Source organism: Candidatus Nitrosocosmicus sp. FF01, from assembly GCF_047711275.1.
In the GTDB taxonomy this organism is placed as follows: Archaea; Thermoproteota; Nitrososphaeria; order Nitrososphaerales; family Nitrososphaeraceae; genus Nitrosocosmicus.
Genome location: NZ_JBLNIG010000004.1, coordinates 289,569 through 305,995, shown reverse-complemented (window position 1 = coordinate 305,995; position 16,427 = coordinate 289,569). Strand labels below are relative to the sequence as shown.

The window sequence follows — 16,427 nt, the reverse complement described above, 5'->3', positions numbered from 1 at the left end:
GATCTTCAATACTCTTCAACATTACTTGTTTAAAAGAAAATTGATACAAATGTCTAAATATTTTCGTTATTACTCTATGAGATAACTAAATTGATTTAGACATTTATTATAAATTAATGACCTAAAATATGCATATATGTGGACAGGACACAAAATAAGGGATATACCCAGATTCTCAAGTCAATCGTTTCATAATCAATTATTCTTTATTTGGTGTTATTTCAAATACAATTAATTAGTAGAATGTCATTAAATTGGGTTAATACATGCACTCGTTTTGATTAGTAAGAAATTTCAACCTATTGAAATTAAAAATATTACATTATACTCTCCTGGTTGGTTTAACTGACTTGTTCTTCCATTAAAATTTTTGACATCGTTTCTAAAGAAAATGAATCTACAATCTTATTTGATGCGGTTGATAAATGCGAGGACAGGGGATCTAAGGACAACATTAATGAATCGAAAATACTCGATTGAGATAACCCGGGTTACATCTACGCAGAATTAGGAGTTTGATATTCCTTCTATGGGTTATCTCAATACTATCTTCGTAAATTAGAAAAAGAAGGAAAAATTACATCCTCTAGGAACGGTTTACACAAGCGTTTTTTTGTAACTGAAATTTTGAAAAACGAAAAAGATATTTTAAAATATTTTAACCAAGATACACCCAGGAACATAATCTTGTATATCGTACAGCAAGGCCAGCCCACTCAAACAAACATAGCGCAGGAATTAAGGATAACTTCCCCTACTGTGAGTTGGAATCTAAATCGGTTGACTACAGCAAATATAATTACAGAAATTAAAGATGGAAGATATAAACGTTATACGTTGAATTCGGATATGAATCCTTTATTGACCAAGTTGCTAAAATCTTATTATCCAAGCCTATGGAATAAATGGAGTGACAAACTAGCAGAAATATTCTTTGTTTTCCTTTAAATATAGAAAATAAGGAAAGGAATTAAATGTTAGAAATTTTAACATTATCAACCTTAGTTTCTACATTATTCTATTCAAATTTCATTATTATTCCACTGCCCAACTGGAATTCATGGGCATTGTTGAAAATTTGGAGAGTTCTAATAGGGATTTTCTCAATTGTTTATGTCTCCTTGTTCTCTCGACCTACCAGAAAACTGGCTTAAAGAATGTCCTATATGCAGCGACGGCATTCGCATTGTTTACATTCCAGGTCTTTTTGGAACTAATAATAGAGCGATACTATTCAGTCACATATCCGATGCAGGATTTGTTGAATACATCAATTACTCTGGCTATACTAGGTCTATTTTTCTATCGGTTGTTAGAACTGCCAGATAATTAATAATGTATCATTCTTTTGAAAAATATCTTTTTAGAATATCAACCTTGAATAAAATAGATAAGAAAGGTATTTGAAACTACAATTAGAATGAATAAGCTTGATAATGATATGAAACATTAATACAGGACCAGAGGAATACCTAATTTTTCATAAATGATAAAACAAAAAAATTCATAGTTCGTAATACCTTTTATTTGATCTGTTTATGTTACAGTAGGTCTATCATTGTAGATTAATTCTCTTTGGATAAGTAGTGAGAATTGACTTATAGTTTGAACTTGAACGGTTACGTGCTATTAATAGATATATAGCTCAAAATGTTTTCTTATTATTGGCAACAATCTTTGTTACAGATATTAATCGACCAATTTAAAGGCTTTATCATAATATCTGGAAGTCTTCATAGCAATTGAATCGCAACTCTACTCTAATAATTATATACCATTAACTTAATTTTAATATGCTAAAAATTATCTTACTCGTGAGACAAACATTTTGCATTTCTGTCACCACACCCTCAGCCACACTCCCAACCAACATTCTATCGAGCTTTGACTTGCCCGTGCTACCGACGACGATAGACCTATTTTTTCTTCCTCGGCACTTTTGATTATTTCTTTGACAACTGAAGAGGTAGTCTCTTCACAGCCTTCAATTGGATATCATAGTTTTTGGCCTGCTTCCACAATATCATCTAACCAAATTTTCATCTGCTCAACATCATACTCACGTAGTCCCTCCCAGTCGTATTGGGGTAGGCGCCTTAAATAATGTGGAATAAATGAAATATATATTGCGATAACTTCTGCTTTGTGTTTTTTTGCAATATTCTTAGAGCCTTTCTTGCAGTTTTAATAGAAGCGAATCCATCTATACAGACCATTATTTTAGAGATTTCTTCGTTCATAAGATGAGAATTTCTACAAATGATAATAAATTATTTTCTATTTAATGGTGGCCAATATCTTTATATTTACTTACTAGTCATCAGAGAATAAATCATCAAATCAAAACTTTACTCAATCGCACACAATACTATTAACAATCGACCTGTTCCTATAACTTTCGTTACTGGGAAGAGTCATGATTTTTATGTTGTCTTTTACTATGTCTATATTTTATTTGTTTGATGATGGTACAAGTTCTCTTATCAAATATTCATGAGGTAATATTGAAGGAGTAGTAATCCTTTTACTATTTTTTATTTTTCTTTTTATGCGCTGCTGTTGCTACTCATCAAGTATATAGTTCGAAATCATTTTTTTAAACGTTGTACAAGAATCGTTGAAATTTTCATTGCTCTCTCTGTGTGTGCGTACACGATATATCATCGACATAACCCTACATCACATTCTAAACTGGTCTAATTAAACGAAATTTTAAAAAATCACTTGGCCATCTCGATCATAATTCTGCTTCAAACAAATGGCAAATCCTACATGACCACAATCATCAGTATTACAGGTCACGCACCACGGCATACCCTCCCTGTAACCAACAATAACATCCTTTAGAGATACTTTTGTCAAATAAAATGACATATTTATTATCGAGATAGTCTTTGACTATTATTATAGTACTCCCAGAATTGGTATCCTTGTTTACTAGCCATCTCATAAATTCCATGGTACCAGTATCAAGGGTGCCTCAATTAGAACAATAATATCAACGGTCGGGATATTCCCAATAATCATATATTACCCTCATTTTTAAAGGGTATGTAATTTACAACGACAAAATCGCATTGAAAGCTGTTACTAAACTACATTGTTTGCTTGGATGTAATGAAATTGTTATCTACCTAGTATCTATAGGAATTCTTCAGTTTATTGACAGATAAGCATCATTATTGTTGTTGCCGTCAAGCAAGTATTCATGTATTACACTGATTGGATGGGGATTCATCGTCTTGTTTGTCCGATTTAGTAGAGGTTGATGATGTTATCGTTGTGTCGTCAGGGTCGCAAGCAAATTTGATAATCATCTCTAATTTTAAACGAATACATGGCGCGTTATGAATCTAATAACGATAGTTACTACACCCACACGAGAAAAACCGAACTAAAAGTTGCACCAACTACCTTTTGCCTAGCCTTGATTACAACTAAGGATAATTCTCCCATTGAATCATGTAATGTACATCCCTACGATTGCTACCTGAAATGTGGTAGTTACGTTCATCTCGACCAAAACTTATTATTAACTATATTTTAATATGATGGAAATATATAATTCACCATGATAAATCGAAAAAATTTGGTATTCACCTTCGGGTTGGTCGCAATTTTTCTAGACTCTCAGCATGAATTCAAATTCGCCCAAGTTTAGCCCAACAAAATTCAACACCGCTTCGACTTCATCATAGGTCAGCATAGAAGACATTGAACAAGTAAAGGCATCATTGGACCAAGCAATTACCGAATTACAAAATAATAATCTTACTGGTGTTTTGAACTACATCGACACATCGGATAATTTATTAGGTGATGTAGAAGATCAGCTTGAGCGAGATTTAGGACAGGATGATGATTAAAGGTAAATAGATAAGTCCTCTTTTTTATTTCTAATAGCTACATACGTTCTCTTTAAGAACTACATAAATTTAGTATAATCTGAAAAGCGTTCTTTTATTTTTAAAATTCTATTTAAAATAATTGAGGAAAATTGGAACGTATAGATCGTCCTGGTAGGTAGATGGGTAGAGTTTGATTGTCTTACTTGGCTTTACAGGTTTCAATACATCTGCCGAATAGGTAATCCTATTTTCCATAAGAATTTTTCAAAAATATAAAGCTGTTCTAGCTGCGGAGATGTATCGAAATTTGTTTTATCAAATGGTATGTCATGATTATCTTGCAGATTCTGTCGGTTTAGGTTTATCAGATGAAAGTAATTTTTAGAGCATTTGAAAGCTTGCTTGCTTGCTTGCTTATATAATTCTAAACGTATTATCCAAATCCAAAAATTAATTAGTCATTACATCAATCGTTTAAATAGTAACGTTAATTTCACCTTGATTTGTAGTCCTGATGATCCATTGATCACTCTGAGCAGTCATCTTCTATGGGTTGAAACTTGTAGATGGAGATTTTTATTGCGTGAACTATCTATTGTAGGCGACAGAGCAGCTCAAGATATATGGTGATCTGACATAGTTTCATTTTTATCATTATCCCCATGAATTATTATTTATAACCATCAATTATTGTTTTCACTTGTTGAATCTTTGTTGTCCTTATCTTTATCTTGGTCAGAAACTTGAGATGTTGTGCTACTCTCACCTGGATCTGATTTAAAACTGATTCTTTTTCCAAGTTTAAGCATATACGGGGTTATGAATGTGGTTAATATCGTTACTACTTCCCAATATAGGAAAGACCACAAAGTACCAACATGGCCCCCCGTATCTTGTCCCACCTTGGCCACTGACTCAAGGACAACTCTCCTCTAGCAGCAGACATCCCTATCCCCGTTCTGAGGGCAGTAGTTTTTTCCATATTTGGCTAAGGATGGTACACCACTTACTATTGCAAGCTTTGAGGATAAAGAAACAGCAATGATGGCAGGGACTATAAAGGCTGGAATAAGTGATATATCCATTAGCGCCGAATATGGAAATAAAAAACAAAGCAGCAAACATATCTCTTAATGGAGTAGTAATTACCCTAGCAACTGACGCGCTTCTTGCCTCAGCAATAAGAACTCCGGCAAAGAACGCACCTGTTGCACACAGACAATCCGACGGATTCGGCTCAGAAATGATAAAAGAAAGCTAGCGCCAATCAGAATCGATATCAAAACCAATGCATAGTCGTTTTACTCTTGCTTATTCGGTCGACTAATTCTAGGAACAACGCTAGAACCAATGAATAATGTACCGCCTACTGAAGGCACCTACAATCAAAATTGAGGGGTATCAGATTAACAAATGAGGCATTACCCTCCTGTGTTACTACGGACTGAAGTATTCCCAATATTGCAATCGCGAGAGTTACTCTTCAACTATAGATATACCAAGCAACAATGTTGTTGATTGGTTTTTTATCATATTCAGTTCTTCAAGTGACCTTTAGTGTAACTGCTGTGCTAGTGATAGAAAGTGCAAGCGCAATAAATAGTGAATCAAAGTAAGAAAGCCCAAGAAATTGGGCAACAACAAATGTAATCAAAAGTGTTCCCATGGATTCTGCTACTGCTACTATTGCAGAAATACGGCCTACTTGTCTCAATCTATTTATTGGAAAATCAATTCCAATTACAAATAACAGCATTATTATTCCTAGTTCTGCAAAGGCATTTAGAGTGTCTAAATTATGAATCAATGAGAATGGGGGTGTGTATGGTCCAATAACCATACCTGCGATAATATATCCAATTACCGCAGATTGCTTTAACTTAAAAGAAATGAGCAGCATCACTGTGGCAACTATCATAATAACTGCAAAATCCTGTACAAGCAAGTCTAATGGAGAATTCGTCTGATTAGCTCCTGGCTGTGCAGAAGTGTTAATAATATTATTATTATCTGATGCCGATATCCCAAATACTAGTAATGATGAATTTTCAGTTTCTGGATAAAAATTAATGAGAAATACACCAAAAATTACAACTAATAATAAAATTCGTATATTTCCCACCAAATATACTTTTTATCGCAATAATTAAAGTTTTTCATAAGCAGGCGAAGAGTCCTGATGTTAATATTATTTCAGCTCTTCAGATCAGTAGCATCAAGAATTCAGCTTTAATTCCCAAAAATATCAATATTGTTTGCGTAAAGTCAGAGGATGATGTCCTTTTGTAGCGAAGTGTCTTCTAGTAGACGAATAAAAGCAAACCATAAAGGACGATATTGCCTACTACCGGGGTCAAAAGCATAAACGGAAATCCTATTTTTATCCACCTAGTAAAGGATATGTAATGTCCAAACTTTTGGCTTAGTCCCGCAGCTACTACCCCTGCGCTAAATCCAATTAAAGATCCATTGCCACCCAAATCTGCTCCTAATGGAAAACCCCACCACAATGGACTAAACTGATAGCCACTATCTGGACCAAAAGCAGCAGCAATTGTCGGATCTGTATGTAAAGTATGAACTAATGGTATCATTGTCGTTGTAAAGGGAATGTTATCAATAAATGCACCTGCGATAGCTGATAACCATGTTATCATAAAAAATGTTAGCCAAGGATCACCTCCGGTTATATTAATAGCCATATTTGCAAGTATGGTTATTAGTCCCGCATGTTCTGCTACTCCTACAATAACAAATAGGCCAATCAACTTCATGCAAAATTTTTCTAAAGAAACTCTGCTTATTATTAATAATACTGCTGCTCCACCTATGGCTACTATTGATACTTCCAAATGTGTTATGGTTTGTAAGGAAAACAGGATAACTACACCCACTATAACGATTAAGGACTTTAAAAGCAATCCCTTATGGTGTACCACTATCATATTTTCATCCCTATCCATCAACTCTTGGATATCTTTTTGTTGTCCTAATTTTTGGGCACTTTTTAGGTCATTTCTGAAAAATAGTTTAATTAACAATAAAATAAATACAAAAACCACAGCAATTGTTGGTCCCAAATATATCAGAAAAGAATTAAAATCTATACCCGCAGCAGATCCGATCAAGATATTTGGAGGATCGCCTATTAAGGTTGCCGATCCTCCAACATTTGAAGCTAAAACTTGAGCCATTATGAATGGAAAAGGTTGTAGTCCTAAAGTTCGTACTATAGAGAGAGTTACTGGAATCATTAAAAATATAGTTGTAACATTGTCAACAAACATTGAGGCAACAGCAGTAAAGGTACATAATAATACCATCAGTATCCAGACATTGCCTTTACTTATTTTTCCCAATTTTATCCCAACTTGATGAAATACCCCCCTTTTCACCAAGTATGGTAACTAGAATCATCATACCAAATAAAAGACCTATCGTGTTAAAGTCCACGAATTCTACGACAAAATGTAGGCTATCTTCAGCATAAATTGATCCCAGAATAATGGCCAGTATTATTGCTAGAATTGCTCCAAACATTACAATAACTGTCCGATGGAGTATATCAAGTCCAAGTATGACATAGACAGCCAACATGATTACAGTGATACCTGCAATTATGGGAGTAACACTCTTTTCAATTACAAGAGGAGGAACAGTAAAAAGAATAACAACGTAAATTGCAATCAATAATATACCAATAGTGTATTTTTTATGGAAATCGTTAATCTATTTGAATATATTGCTAGCTCTTTTTAAATTGAACTTATTTTTGTTTATAATGTTAAATCCAAATCTCCCCTTGATTTATTATTATTCCAGAACTCTTGCAAGTCTGATTAATTTCGCTGGTTTGATATAGATAGTAGTAAAGCTGCTTTTACAGGATCAGAAATGAGAGGTAAGTGTCGTACCAGATGACCATGCTTATTGAAGAAGAAACTGTAATACCCCTCATTTCTAGCAATACATCAACCATTGTCTTAGTTTGTTTGTTAGTTATTATCGTACTTTAGATAATATTAAACGATTTTCTCTGAATTGCACAAGAGAATATCACAGAATAATATCTTGAACTAATCATCTATTACTATTTGTACCTGTTTGCACTAGATTTCACTATAGACTTAACAATATGTTACAAAAAAAAGGATAGAAAATAAAGACAGGATTATTTAGTTCCATGGATTACCAGAATTAGCTTCACCATGGCCCATCATGCCCATTTCAGGTCCTCCCATCATGCCACCATGGCCCATCATGCCCATTTCAGGTCCTCCCATCATGCCACCTTTACCACCATGGGCTAGCTTCATCAAATGCATAAATGATGTCTTTTCATCCTTCAATACATTGCCGTTACCCGGATCGACTAAAACCTTGTGTGGTGTTCCACTGGAGTCAAGTATGATCACCGTATAAACTATGTAATGTTTGTCGGGGTGTAAGAATGCAGCTATTGTAGTAGCATTTTCACCTACTGCTCCTTGAGCAGTCGTAATAGCGTCACTAATATCCACTGTAATCAGGGATTTGAATGCATTAATTATCGGCTGAAAAATAGACACAGAGCTGGTCGAGTTGTTTTCTTTTTCTTTAGTCTCCTGGGATCGCATGGACATATCATGATTCATTGACATGCCCATTGAATTACTGGATGTCTGTAAATCCGTTGCGTTGCCTGGAGTTTGTGCGTATATACCCGATACAGGAGCGAAAACAAGTAGTGAACCTAGCAGTATAGCAAAAGATACTGCGAACAATGAATTTTTACGATTCATTAGATCAGAATATAAATAAAACTATTTAATGATCGACAAAATTATCCAAAACTAGAATATTAAATTGACCATAGATCAGATGCTACTTTAAAAACTCTTCGCGGCAGTCTAATACCTAGATATTTTGGCAAAAGATCATGTAAATACATCAAAAGTCATCGTTTTCTATAACTACTATTTCGGTCGTTAATTATTAATCTATTTTATTAACAACAAAAGTAAAGAAAATAATGATACTTAGACGATTGGATATCTACCTAACTATTTGAGGGGGGACGAAATATTATGTTACAACCTTTTTTCATTTCATTAACAATATCGATACCATATTCTAATCCAAGGCGTTTAGAATAATCATTGTATTGACACACTGTTTCATTGTATTTTTGTATATCACGTTGTATCCCATTCATTTGGGTGTCAGTTCGAGTAACAGGAAATTTTTTAAGATCCCAATTACAGTTTACAGTGTCCAAGCCATAACAATTCATCAATTTTTTTTGATACATTATCGAATCCAATAATTCCTTTATTTGGTCATATTCGAATTTGTTCTCTAGAGTTATGATGATTGATCGCTTGAGTATCTTGCATCCTGAAAGACCAATCTTTACTGTTGATGGCAAAAGCCACGGTTTATTACCTTCTCCAACCGCTTCACTATCCTGTAATCCATTATTCTCAATAGGAGATGTTTTCACATATCGATTCTTCAAACAGGTCAATCAAACAAAATAGAAAATGAAAAAATAGTAAATGGGGTAAGCGTTACAAATCTATTCGGCGCGATGAACGCGATTAATGACAATCCCAACATCTCAAAGTTCAATTTCCGTGCCAAGGGTAAATGGATTAATGGAGGACATAATCAAACCGTGATAAACGACTTTGATGGAGCATGTCAAACCCATACTAGGAACCAGCCTTTTGTATTTGACAAAGACGAACCCCCTGTACTATTGGGTAGAGATCACGGTGCTAATCCAGTAGAATATGCACTAGCAGCATTAAATGGTTGTCTTACTACGACATTAGTATACCATGCTGCTGCCCAAGGTATAAAGATAGAAGAAGTTGAATCTACCTTATCTGGGGACCTGGATATCCAAGGATTACTTGGAATGTCCGATAAAGTAAGAAATGGGTATGAAAAAATTAAAGTTACTTTTAAAGTGAAGGCAGATGCACCTGAGGAGAAAGTAAAAGAACTAGTAGACATTGCACAAAAAAGATCACCCGTATTTGACATAATATCACATCCAACTCCTATTGAGGTTTCACTTCAAAATTAACGTATAAATCAAAAAGAAAATGTGAAATCTAATCAAACCTTCTTCCCTTTTTTTAAAATTAAAATTATTCTTACCTATACAATCCATAAAATTCATAAGCTCAGAAAGTAGATAATCATAGACGTGTATAAAAGAGAATATTCTGAATGCAGAATAGACCATATAGATCTGTATTTCGATTTTTAGACACAATGGTTTAGTGGCGTTACTATAAATAAGTAGGTCGTTCGGTTACTCGGTTTTTATTACTCTGGTTAATGAAATATAAGTCGGAGATGCTAGTCCGGAGGGACAAGAAGGAGTGGTGAAATCGGTCTTAAATAGGAGATCCTCATGTAGGAATCTAAATATGAAACATCCGTTTGATAAAATAGTAACTTCAAAAGAAGATTTTAATATCAATCTATTAGTTCAGAATATTTAAGTGGTTTGGAAGTTGATAGATACTTAATATTTTGTCAAAATATCAAATGACATACAAGAGCAGGCAATATTGTTTTTTCTTCATGCTTTTTGTCATAATTGGATTCTATTTAATATATATACTAGGTGAATTTTCAAGTGTGAATGGGACTACAATAGCTAAGGAAGGAAAGGTCTTTGTAATGTATGCGGGCTCTTTGGTAAGAATCTTTGAGGATGTGATTGGACCAGCATTCCAAAAAGAATCTGGATATAAATATCTGGGAGAAGGTAAAGGGTCAGTTCAAGTTTCCAATTTAATCAAAGATGGATTCAGGACGCCTGACATATTCGTAAGCGCAGGAGATGTCCCAGTGGTCAGACTGATGAATACCACTACTTCTCCTCCAATAGTAGATTGGTTATTGAAGTTTGGGTCCGCAGAAATTGTGATTGCTTATTCTTCAACCAGCCCTTACTTTAATGAATTAGAGAAATCAAGAAATGGTGAAACCCCATGGTATGACATCCTCTCTCAAGAAGATTTTAGATTTGGAAGGACAGATCCTGAATTAGATCCAAAGGGATATTACGGAATTCTAACTGCTAACTTAGCAAATGAGTATTATAATGACCCATCAATTAAGGAGAGAATATTAGGAGAAGATAGAAATCCCAAACAGATCTTTCCTGAGGAAACTCTCAAAACAGTATTAGAAACTGGTCAATTAGATGCAATCACGGCATATAAGCACGAGGCCATATCTAGGGGACTTCCCTACATTACTTTACCTAACGAAATCAATTTAGGTGATCCCACTTATTCAGATTTTTATAAGACTGCCAATTACACCTTGAAATCAGATCAAAAAATAATTCACGGTGAACCAGTCGAATTTTCGATTACAATCCCAAAAACTGTAAAGAATGAAGACGGTGCAATATCTTTTGTAAACTTTTTACTTTCGGTAAATGGTTCACAGTTGTTAGAAAGTCATGGGCTTAATCCGACTAATATCACGTATGAAGGCGATGTAGATAACATCCCTCAGTCCATAAAAGAGGCAACAAAAATCTAGAGATACGCGGTATCCAAGTTGCTTAGTTGGGAACAGACTAGACAGTTACTTGAGTTTCATTCAATAAGCATTAGAGATTCAAATTAAATACTAGGATATCATAGTCAATACTATTTACCAATTTTTATTCTGGTTCGATTACTAATTACAATTCGGAGAGTAGTATTAGATATTGGACACTTTCACCACTTCTTACCTTATTATTACTAGTGAGGTTCAGGAAAAGTCTGTTGACAACCCAGTTTGACAATCAAATTAATGTGAAAAATAATCTGACTAGTCTGTATTTCCAAGTGTGTTGAGATCGAAACTGAGGAAAGTTTTGGGGATGGCCATCTAAATTTGGAGTGCTCAATTTAAGGTCCACAGAATAGAGAAGATTGTTGAAATCGGTCTTTGTGAAAGATTCTATTTTCTATCCGCATCAGAGATATAAGGATAAAAATCTTTTCTTAGGTCAAAATTTGTTTATATACTCTGGAAATTCAATTTTGATATTATGAGTGAGGATGGCTCGGTCAATTGGTTAAGTTGGATGACAACCATTGGGTGCCCTAAATGCGGTCAAAAAGAAAAAGGTTTTGGTATAAGTGTTACAAATTTTCTGGAAAAAAATCAAAAATCTATAACAAGGAATGATCTATTTGATATGAAACCCGGCACATATGTTATTTGGTGTAATAGCTGTTCTCATAGAATTACTGATATTAGCGAAATTGCATAATTAAAATATTCAAAAATATTTTTCAAAATTTTTCACCGTCTTAGTTAAAAAAGCTATAGCTTTAACGATCTTGAATTTTGGCGATGGTCAACATTATTCATTAAACTTAAATGATGAATATACTGAAAAGAGAAGATTGTTGAAATCGGTCTTTGTGAAAGATTATTTGACTTATGACTTTTTGACTATCTACTATTCTGGACTTTGGTATGGATGCAGAAATTCATGTTTTTCGAACTTCTCTTTGGGATGCAAATCGTGACTTGGTATCTCTATCAGCGTTATCTAATCGAAATTGTGTTACTTTACCGTTTGCAATTCTAAACGGAGAAAGAGTTTCTGGTTTCCGGGAGTCACCGAATTGGCCTGTATCAAATACTGAATACCATTTTTGCCAGCAGTTAGCTGGCAAACCATCTATAATACCTCCATAATCTATATAGGCTTCACATATTACCCCATCGTTCTCATTTATTGTTACTGTCTTAAAACCTACCCATCTGTTTAACCCGACCCAATTTTGTGCATCAAAGTTTGTGGGTATGGTGTGCTTTGCATAAACCGGATGTGGCGCCTCCTTTTGAAAGTTCTTACAATTGTTATTTCCCTCATACTCAAAATGAAAGACATAACATCTTGCAGAATCCTTTCCACGGTCACTATGACGGCCTCCTCGTAGTTTGATGGATAAGCCTGAACCACTAGTACATGGACCTATAAGCGGACGATGTTTGTAATACTCTGAATTTAACTTTGATACGTTCAAATATATGGTCACCTCTTGGTTCAGGAAGCCACTTATATCAAATTGAAACGTTTTTCTCCAGATGGTAACACCAGGAATCTTGCTAAAACCATGTGCAGAATACCTTTCGGTCCATCCTTGATCTCCTTGATAAGCTACTCTTGGATGAACAGCATCTTGATAGATTTTTTGTACTCCGAATTTGTCCAAGTTTGTTCTAAATCTTGAGGGCAGCTGCATTGAGAATATTTGAATCTTGAATTGGTCGAATATATTTTATGAGTTTGATTCGTTGTGTAGAATACTGAACAAAATGAGTGAATGATATATCGTCCAATTTCAAACACCATCTTTTGTAAGATATGATATTACTTGTAGTGAACCGGATGGAAGCGGAGTGCTGAAATCAGCAGATAAAATTGATACTGCTTATCTATTTTGTACCATATGTTTACCTGTAACAAGTATACGAGTATTTCCTAGTTCATTTTACTATTTTTTGATAGCATCAAGTTGGCGTCGACAGACTGGAAAAGATATTCCAAGTTGGTATTGATTTTGATTTGGGCAACTTCATATCATTTTCAAAAGTGTAGATTTGATATATATTCTGAATCAATTATTCACCATATTTTTGTTAAGGGGTATCCAGTCGATGGAAATCATGAGGATACTTACATAGGTTAGATAATAGACATGCAGTCATCAATGTGGTTATCATATTTATGACAAAGTAATATCACTAGATTAATTAAACACGGTGTTAAGTTCAAATAGTCAGAAAGGTCAATGCAGTCATAATTAGAAGAAAAATTTGTTTGAATTATTAGATTGGTAGATTAGACTAGGAATATATAAATTAGTACCAATAATTAATCAATAGTAACACCCACAGAAAAAGTTGACAACCCATGAATGCCTCGGATAAGAAAGAAAATTCCAGTGATAACGATCTAGATCTTGAAGAAGACAGCATCTTAGACTTTAAGACACTGTGTAATTTACGTCAGGGGCGCTTAGATAGCGTATTAAGTGAAAAATATCAATACTATACTTTAGTTGATAGAGGTCAAAGATTCTTGCTTCCTTATGTTATTTCCAAAGTGGAATTTGTTATAATGTATGCAGATATAGTTGGCTCCACCAAAATGAGCATGACTTTACCTACATAACAGGTTGTTACTATAATAAAAGCATTTTCTCATGAATTGTCCTCGGTTATCGAAAGTTACAGAGGCTTTGTTTTAAAATATGTCGGCGATGCCATAATATCCTTTTTCCCATCTGAATTTAATAAATATCTGGTGTGCGACAGGGCCTACAACTGTGCTAAATCAATGCGGGCAGTCCTAAAAAATGACATTAATCCTGTTTTTCGCCGACACAATTATCCTGATCTGCAGATCAAGATAGGAATGGCTGAAGGGGAAAATATTGTTATCCAGTATGGCAAAGATAAAAACCCAAATTGATCTTATTAGTTACGTCATGAACGTTGTATCCAAAATAACCTCGCTTACCCTCCCCTAACGGGATTTCTATAGGAGGAGCATTTTTAGAGTTACTGCATCCCAAAGTACGATCTGAATTTGAAAAAGTCTCTTTAGAAAATCGGGAATGGAAATACATTGATAAGCATAATCAAAAACCTTATGAGGTATATACCACCAAATATACTCATTGACAGATAATAAATCATTGCTGAGATGTTTGGATATCGTTGTCAGTAAAGATATTTATATGTAATTTTTGAATCCTTTCTCCATATAGGATAGTTTATGTCAAGATCGGCTACTGGTAAAGGACACATGCAGAACTTTGAAGAGCCTATGAGAGTAATTATTTCATAGTAATCCCTGATTTTCAGAGAATACCTGACTGCACGGAGATGTAGGTGGTAGTAGTGGTGGTGGTGGCAGTGAAACTAACAACTTACCTGAAATCCAGGTAAGAATGTAGACAACTGGAGGAGATTAAGAAAATACATATTCTGACTCTCCAATATTTCAATGACAATCAACAAGATAGAGAATAGTTATGTGAAATCACAATTACAAAGCGTCAAGGAAAATATATCAATAGTTTTATTCCATAAACAGTTAGACTCAATTCTAACCGAACCTATTGTAGTAATAGATATGGATTCATATAACAAAATTTACTAGAACGTGCAGATCGTTACTAATACAAAGATCTAGTTTCGAGGGATTAATTTTCGTATGTATGGAGGTTAGTTAGAAATCGTGTGGATTTGTACATCGGTTTAATATCTTAGAGGGATTTAGTAGATATTCTGAGAATTCACCATTATTTAACTATTCAAGATTATCCTGTTCAATTATAAGTAAAGGAGGTGTGTATTGATAAATAAAGGCATAACGAGTAACCATTTTTATCTTGTCATTTCAAAGAACAAATATAAGAATGAATCTTAAATCGTATAGTGATTAGATGAAATCTGTACTGTTAAATAATGCGATGTGTGTCCTATACCAGAATCGATGACAACAGTGTTAGCTATAAAGTCAAAAGACGGAATTATATTAGCAAGTGACAGCCAAGGTACAGCATCAAAAATCAAAACCACAATAAAAAAATTATACAAAATTAATAATCAGGTCGGCATAGGTGCTTCTGGTGATAGTTCCCAAATTGAACTATATGTTGATGAACTTAAACAAAACTTTCAAAATGAAATTGAATCAGAATCAGAATTTAAGACACAAATGTATAGTTTTATGGTAAATTTGCATCGTTTACATAACTACAACCATTCATTTTTATGCGGTTATCCGGCAGCACACCTTTTTTTCACTCCATTCTCATTATCAGCTGTGGTTCCAAGAAACGGTAATTTTTTTGTTTACCGTATGGGCTTTGGGGCAAAAGGAAAAAATAATGAAGTTACTCCTTATGTATACAAAGTAAATGATGACTATGTCTCAATAGGTTCTGGCTCCCCTTATGCTCGTTTGATCTTCAAGCAGCAAGATAGATTCTATTCTGCAATTAATAAGAAGGTGTCTGATCTGTCTGTTGAGCATAATGTTGGGATCGCATTATACATCATAAGCGAAGTAAAGCAACTGGATCTAGAGACAGGAGGGAAGGTTCAGATTGCCATTGTAAATAAGGATGGATATAAGGAACTTTCATTCGAAGAGCAAGCAAAATGCTATCAATCAATGATCGATAATCTCTATTCTTCATTTATTGAATATTTTGACAATAAGGATAGGGTAAGTAAAATCTTTAAACATCTTTTTGCATATGAGTAACGATCTGTCCTGACATGCAGACAAAATATAATACTAAAGTACGCGAAGGTTATGCTAGAGTCATTTTTGTCGTGGTCACACCATACTATACGAAATCAATTTACCATCTTTGCTAGTATGTTCAATGGAATCGAGCTGCTATAGCATATGGGTTTTGTCATATAAAGACAATATTGTCTGTATCCCATATTTCTAAATTCAGTTGGTAAGGAGACATATATGCAATTTACTTGAGCTTTATAGCAAACGGACCACATCCGTGAGATTCATATCCATAC

Annotated in this window: 19 protein-coding genes; 10 read left to right on the top strand and 9 right to left on the bottom strand. The window is 34.2% G+C overall.

The annotated features are described in order from the left end of the window. Nucleotides 1-627: 627 nt before the first annotated feature. A complete protein-coding gene (locus ACMT7R_RS13690; RefSeq protein ID WP_415312508.1) occupies nucleotides 628-948 on the top strand; it encodes a winged helix-turn-helix transcriptional regulator in 321 nt (106 codons plus the stop codon). Nucleotides 949-1,777: 829 nt separating this feature from the next. Here the strand turns inward: ACMT7R_RS13690 and ACMT7R_RS13685 are convergent. Both ACMT7R_RS13685 and ACMT7R_RS13680 read right to left on the bottom strand, forming a co-directional pair. Continuing rightward, nucleotides 1,778-1,912 carry a hypothetical protein gene (locus ACMT7R_RS13685; RefSeq protein ID WP_415312521.1) on the bottom strand — a complete coding sequence of 45 codons (135 nt, stop codon included), beginning with the start codon at nucleotides 1,910-1,912 and terminating at the stop codon, nucleotides 1,778-1,780. An 800-nt stretch (nucleotides 1,913-2,712) separates the two neighbouring features. After that, nucleotides 2,713-2,862: a hypothetical protein gene (locus tag ACMT7R_RS13680; RefSeq protein WP_415312507.1), complete on the bottom strand. Its 150-nt coding sequence runs from the start codon at nucleotides 2,860-2,862 to the stop codon at nucleotides 2,713-2,715. 872 nt (nucleotides 2,863-3,734) lie between these two features. On the opposite strand from ACMT7R_RS13680, the gene ACMT7R_RS13675 reads away from it, so the two are divergent. Continuing rightward, the gene (locus ACMT7R_RS13675) at nucleotides 3,735-3,866 is read left to right on the top strand and encodes a hypothetical protein (protein WP_415312506.1); all 132 of its coding nucleotides are present in this window, start codon (nucleotides 3,735-3,737) and stop codon (nucleotides 3,864-3,866) included. A gap of 665 nt (nucleotides 3,867-4,531) precedes the next feature. Here the strand turns inward: ACMT7R_RS13675 and ACMT7R_RS13670 are convergent. Continuing rightward, complete coding sequence (locus ACMT7R_RS13670; RefSeq protein ID WP_415312505.1) at nucleotides 4,532-4,759, bottom strand: hypothetical protein; 228 nt, start codon at nucleotides 4,757-4,759, stop codon at nucleotides 4,532-4,534. 73 nt (nucleotides 4,760-4,832) lie between these two features. Here ACMT7R_RS13670 and ACMT7R_RS13665 point away from each other — a divergent pair, with 73 nt between their 5' ends. Further along, nucleotides 4,833-4,982 carry a hypothetical protein gene (locus tag ACMT7R_RS13665; RefSeq protein ID WP_415312504.1) on the top strand — a complete coding sequence of 50 codons (150 nt, stop codon included), beginning with the start codon at nucleotides 4,833-4,835 and terminating at the stop codon, nucleotides 4,980-4,982. Then, on the top strand, nucleotides 4,945-5,109 hold the full coding sequence (locus tag ACMT7R_RS13660) for a hypothetical protein (RefSeq protein ID WP_415312503.1): 165 nt from the start codon (nucleotides 4,945-4,947) through the stop codon (nucleotides 5,107-5,109). The genes ACMT7R_RS13665 and ACMT7R_RS13660 overlap by 38 nt, the downstream gene beginning before the upstream one ends. 282 nt (nucleotides 5,110-5,391) lie before the next feature. Here ACMT7R_RS13660 and ACMT7R_RS13655 read toward each other — a convergent pair whose 3' ends face one another. The 5 genes from ACMT7R_RS13655 to ACMT7R_RS13635 all read right to left on the bottom strand — a co-directional run bounded on the left by ACMT7R_RS13655 (nucleotide 5,392) and on the right by ACMT7R_RS13635 (nucleotide 9,330). After that, nucleotides 5,392-5,970: a cation:proton antiporter gene (locus ACMT7R_RS13655; protein WP_415312502.1), complete on the bottom strand. Its 579-nt coding sequence runs from the start codon at nucleotides 5,968-5,970 to the stop codon at nucleotides 5,392-5,394. A 178-nt stretch (nucleotides 5,971-6,148) separates the two neighbouring features. Next, nucleotides 6,149-7,207: an SLC13 family permease gene (locus tag ACMT7R_RS13650; protein WP_415312501.1), complete on the bottom strand. Its 1,059-nt coding sequence runs from the start codon at nucleotides 7,205-7,207 to the stop codon at nucleotides 6,149-6,151. After that, nucleotides 7,191-7,538, bottom strand: a complete 348-nt coding sequence (locus ACMT7R_RS13645) for a hypothetical protein (RefSeq protein WP_415312500.1) — start codon at nucleotides 7,536-7,538, stop codon at nucleotides 7,191-7,193. The genes ACMT7R_RS13650 and ACMT7R_RS13645 overlap by 17 nt, the downstream gene beginning before the upstream one ends. Before the next feature lie 485 nt (nucleotides 7,539-8,023). After that, complete coding sequence (locus ACMT7R_RS13640; protein WP_415312499.1) at nucleotides 8,024-8,629, bottom strand: PepSY domain-containing protein; 606 nt, start codon at nucleotides 8,627-8,629, stop codon at nucleotides 8,024-8,026. Nucleotides 8,630-8,886: 257 nt separating this feature from the next. Beyond that, complete coding sequence (locus ACMT7R_RS13635) at nucleotides 8,887-9,330, bottom strand: hypothetical protein (RefSeq protein ID WP_415312498.1); 444 nt, start codon at nucleotides 9,328-9,330, stop codon at nucleotides 8,887-8,889. A gap of 87 nt (nucleotides 9,331-9,417) precedes the next feature. On the opposite strand from ACMT7R_RS13635, the gene ACMT7R_RS13630 reads away from it, so the two are divergent. The 3 genes from ACMT7R_RS13630 to ACMT7R_RS13620 all read left to right on the top strand — a co-directional run bounded on the left by ACMT7R_RS13630 (nucleotide 9,418) and on the right by ACMT7R_RS13620 (nucleotide 12,126). After that, on the top strand, nucleotides 9,418-9,921 hold the full coding sequence (locus ACMT7R_RS13630; protein WP_415312497.1) for an OsmC family protein: 504 nt from the start codon (nucleotides 9,418-9,420) through the stop codon (nucleotides 9,919-9,921). Nucleotides 9,922-10,484: 563 nt separating this feature from the next. Then, nucleotides 10,485-11,402 (top strand): extracellular solute-binding protein, encoded by a 918-nt coding sequence (locus tag ACMT7R_RS13625; protein ID WP_415312496.1) that lies wholly within the window; start codon nucleotides 10,485-10,487, stop codon nucleotides 11,400-11,402. A gap of 499 nt (nucleotides 11,403-11,901) precedes the next feature. Then, nucleotides 11,902-12,126: a hypothetical protein gene (locus ACMT7R_RS13620; RefSeq protein WP_415312495.1), complete on the top strand. Its 225-nt coding sequence runs from the start codon at nucleotides 11,902-11,904 to the stop codon at nucleotides 12,124-12,126. A gap of 223 nt (nucleotides 12,127-12,349) precedes the next feature. Here the strand turns inward: ACMT7R_RS13620 and ACMT7R_RS13615 are convergent, their stop codons facing one another. After that, complete coding sequence (locus ACMT7R_RS13615) at nucleotides 12,350-13,111, bottom strand: hypothetical protein (protein ID WP_415312494.1); 762 nt, start codon at nucleotides 13,109-13,111, stop codon at nucleotides 12,350-12,352. A 671-nt stretch (nucleotides 13,112-13,782) separates the two neighbouring features. On the opposite strand from ACMT7R_RS13615, the gene ACMT7R_RS13610 reads away from it, so the two are divergent. The 3 genes from ACMT7R_RS13610 to ACMT7R_RS13600 all read left to right on the top strand — a co-directional run bounded on the left by ACMT7R_RS13610 (nucleotide 13,783) and on the right by ACMT7R_RS13600 (nucleotide 16,149). Beyond that, nucleotides 13,783-14,043: a hypothetical protein gene (locus tag ACMT7R_RS13610; protein ID WP_415312493.1), complete on the top strand. Its 261-nt coding sequence runs from the start codon at nucleotides 13,783-13,785 to the stop codon at nucleotides 14,041-14,043. A 36-nt stretch (nucleotides 14,044-14,079) separates the two neighbouring features. Next, the gene (locus ACMT7R_RS13605; protein WP_415312492.1) at nucleotides 14,080-14,343 is read left to right on the top strand and encodes an adenylate/guanylate cyclase domain-containing protein; all 264 of its coding nucleotides are present in this window, start codon (nucleotides 14,080-14,082) and stop codon (nucleotides 14,341-14,343) included. A gap of 1,029 nt (nucleotides 14,344-15,372) precedes the next feature. Next, on the top strand, nucleotides 15,373-16,149 hold the full coding sequence (locus ACMT7R_RS13600) for a hypothetical protein (protein ID WP_415312491.1): 777 nt from the start codon (nucleotides 15,373-15,375) through the stop codon (nucleotides 16,147-16,149). Nucleotides 16,150-16,427: the final 278 nt, after the last annotated feature.

Coding starts and splice junctions, on each gene's coding strand:
- ACMT7R_RS13660 (WP_415312503.1), top strand. CDS start 4,945: ATGGAAATAAAAAACAAAGCAGCAAACATATCTCTTAATGGAGTAGTA.
- ACMT7R_RS13640 (WP_415312499.1), bottom strand. CDS start 8,629: ATGAATCGTAAAAATTCATTGTTCGCAGTATCTTTTGCTATACTGCTA.
- ACMT7R_RS13630 (WP_415312497.1), top strand. CDS start 9,418: ATGAACGCGATTAATGACAATCCCAACATCTCAAAGTTCAATTTCCGT.
- ACMT7R_RS13620 (WP_415312495.1), top strand. CDS start 11,902: ATGAGTGAGGATGGCTCGGTCAATTGGTTAAGTTGGATGACAACCATT.
- ACMT7R_RS13615 (WP_415312494.1), bottom strand. CDS start 13,111: ATGCAGCTGCCCTCAAGATTTAGAACAAACTTGGACAAATTCGGAGTA.
- ACMT7R_RS13610 (WP_415312493.1), top strand. CDS start 13,783: ATGAATGCCTCGGATAAGAAAGAAAATTCCAGTGATAACGATCTAGAT.
- ACMT7R_RS13600 (WP_415312491.1), top strand. CDS start 15,373: ATGACAACAGTGTTAGCTATAAAGTCAAAAGACGGAATTATATTAGCA.